Source organism: Cupriavidus sp. IK-TO18 (genome assembly GCF_015549295.1).
Lineage (GTDB): Bacteria > Pseudomonadota > Gammaproteobacteria > Burkholderiales > Burkholderiaceae > Cupriavidus > Cupriavidus oxalaticus_A.
Map to the genome: position 1 here is coordinate 1 of NZ_JADGMP010000078.1, position 1,709 is coordinate 1,709.

2 protein-coding genes and 1 pseudogene are annotated in these 1,709 nt (G+C 66.6%); all 3 read left to right on the forward strand.

Annotated features, from left to right (window positions below; all coding sequences use genetic code 11):
* Positions 1-189 (forward strand): annotated as a pseudogene (locus IPF36_RS34150) (NAD(P)(+) transhydrogenase (Re/Si-specific) subunit alpha); the annotation flags it as partial.
* Between the two features lie 16 nt (positions 190-205).
* A complete protein-coding gene (locus tag IPF36_RS34155; RefSeq protein ID WP_133095773.1) occupies positions 206-556 on the forward strand; it encodes an NAD(P) transhydrogenase subunit alpha in 351 nt (116 codons plus the stop codon).
* Positions 553-1,709: NAD(P)(+) transhydrogenase (Re/Si-specific) subunit beta (locus IPF36_RS34160; RefSeq protein WP_195432352.1), on the forward strand; the 1,157-nt coding region annotated here is incomplete at its 3' end. The genes IPF36_RS34155 and IPF36_RS34160, both read left to right, overlap by 4 nt.

Consider the following 1,709-nt stretch of genomic DNA (forward strand, 5'->3'; position numbering starts at 1 on the left):
ACCCTCATCGGCCATACCAACCTGGCCAGCATGGTGGCGGCCGACGCCTCGGCGCTCTACGCGCGCAACGTGCTGGATTTCCTCAAGCTTGTCGTCGACAAGGATGGCCAGCTCACGCTCAACCTCGAAGACGACATCGTCGCCGCCTGCCTGGTGGCGGGACGCAAGGAAGCGGCGCTGGCCGGCTGATTCAAAGGAGACCTCAATGGAAATGGTTAGCCACACGGTGATCAACCTGATCATCTTTGTCCTGGCGATCTACGTGGGCTACCACGTGGTCTGGACCGTCACGCCCGCGCTGCATACGCCGCTGATGGCGGTGACCAATGCGATCTCGGCCATCATCATCGTCGGCGCGATGCTGGCCGCAGGACTGACCGAAGGCAATGTCGGCCGGGCCATGGGCACGCTGGCGGTGGCGCTGGCGGCGGTCAATGTGTTCGGCGGCTTCCTGGTCACGCAGCGCATGTTGGAGATGTTCCGCAAGAAGGCACCGAAGGCACCGCCGCAGGACAGCGCGCAGGCGGGCGGGAAGCTGGCGGAGGTGGCGCGATGAACGGCCTGTCGATGAATCTGGTGACGCTGTCCTACCTGGGCGCATCGGTCTGCTTTATCCAGGCGCTGAAGGGGCTGTCGCACCCGACCACGGCACGGCGCGGCAATGCCTTCGGCATGGCGGGCATGCTGGTGGCCGCGCTGACCACGGTGGCGCTGATCCTGAAGCTGAAGAACGAGGTGCTGGCGGGCGCGGGCGAGGCCGGCAACACCGGCAGCGGGCTGGCATTGATCCTGGCGGCGCTGGTGGTCGGCGGCGGCATCGGCGCCTACGTGGCGCGCAAGGTGCAGATGACCAGGATGCCCGAGCTGGTCGCGGCGATGCACTCGCTGATCGGTCTCGCGGCGGTGTTCATCGCGGTGGCCGCGGTCGCGGAGCCTGCGGCATTCGGCATCGCGCCGGTCGGTTCGAACGATATTCCGCTGGGCAACCGGATCGAGCTGTTCATCGGCTGCTTTGTCGGCGCCATCACCTTCTCCGGTTCGGTGATCGCCTTCGGCAAGCTGGCCGGGCGCTACAAGTTCCGCGTGTTCCAGGGCGCGCCGGTGGTGTTCCCCGGCCAGCACTGGCTGAACCTGCTGCTGGCGGTGGCGATGGTCGGCTTCGGCGTGATCTTCTTCATGTCGCAGGACTGGCTGCCGTTCCTGATCATGCTGGCGATCGCGTTCGTGCTGGGCGTGCTGATCATCATCCCGATCGGTGGCGCCGACATGCCGGTGGTGGTGTCGATGCTGAACTCGTACTCGGGCTGGGCGGCGGCGGGCATCGGCTTCTCGCTGAACAACCCGATGCTGATCATCGCCGGCTCGCTGGTGGGCTCAAGCGGTGCCATCCTCTCGTACATCATGTGCCGCGCGATGAACCGCTCGTTCTTCAACGTGATCCTGGGCGGCTTCGGCGGCGATGCGTCGGCTGGCGCGTCCGCCGGCGCGCAGGCGCAGCGCAACGTGAAGTCCGGCTCGGCCGACGATGCCGCCTTCCTGATGGGCAACGCCGAGACCGTGATCATCGTCCCCGGCTACGGCCTGGCCGTGGCGCGCGCGCAGCATGCCCTGAAGGAACTGACCGAACTGCTCACCGAGAAGGGCGTGACTGTGAAGTACGCGATCCACCCGGTGGCGGGCCGCATGCCCGGCCACATGAACGTGCTGCT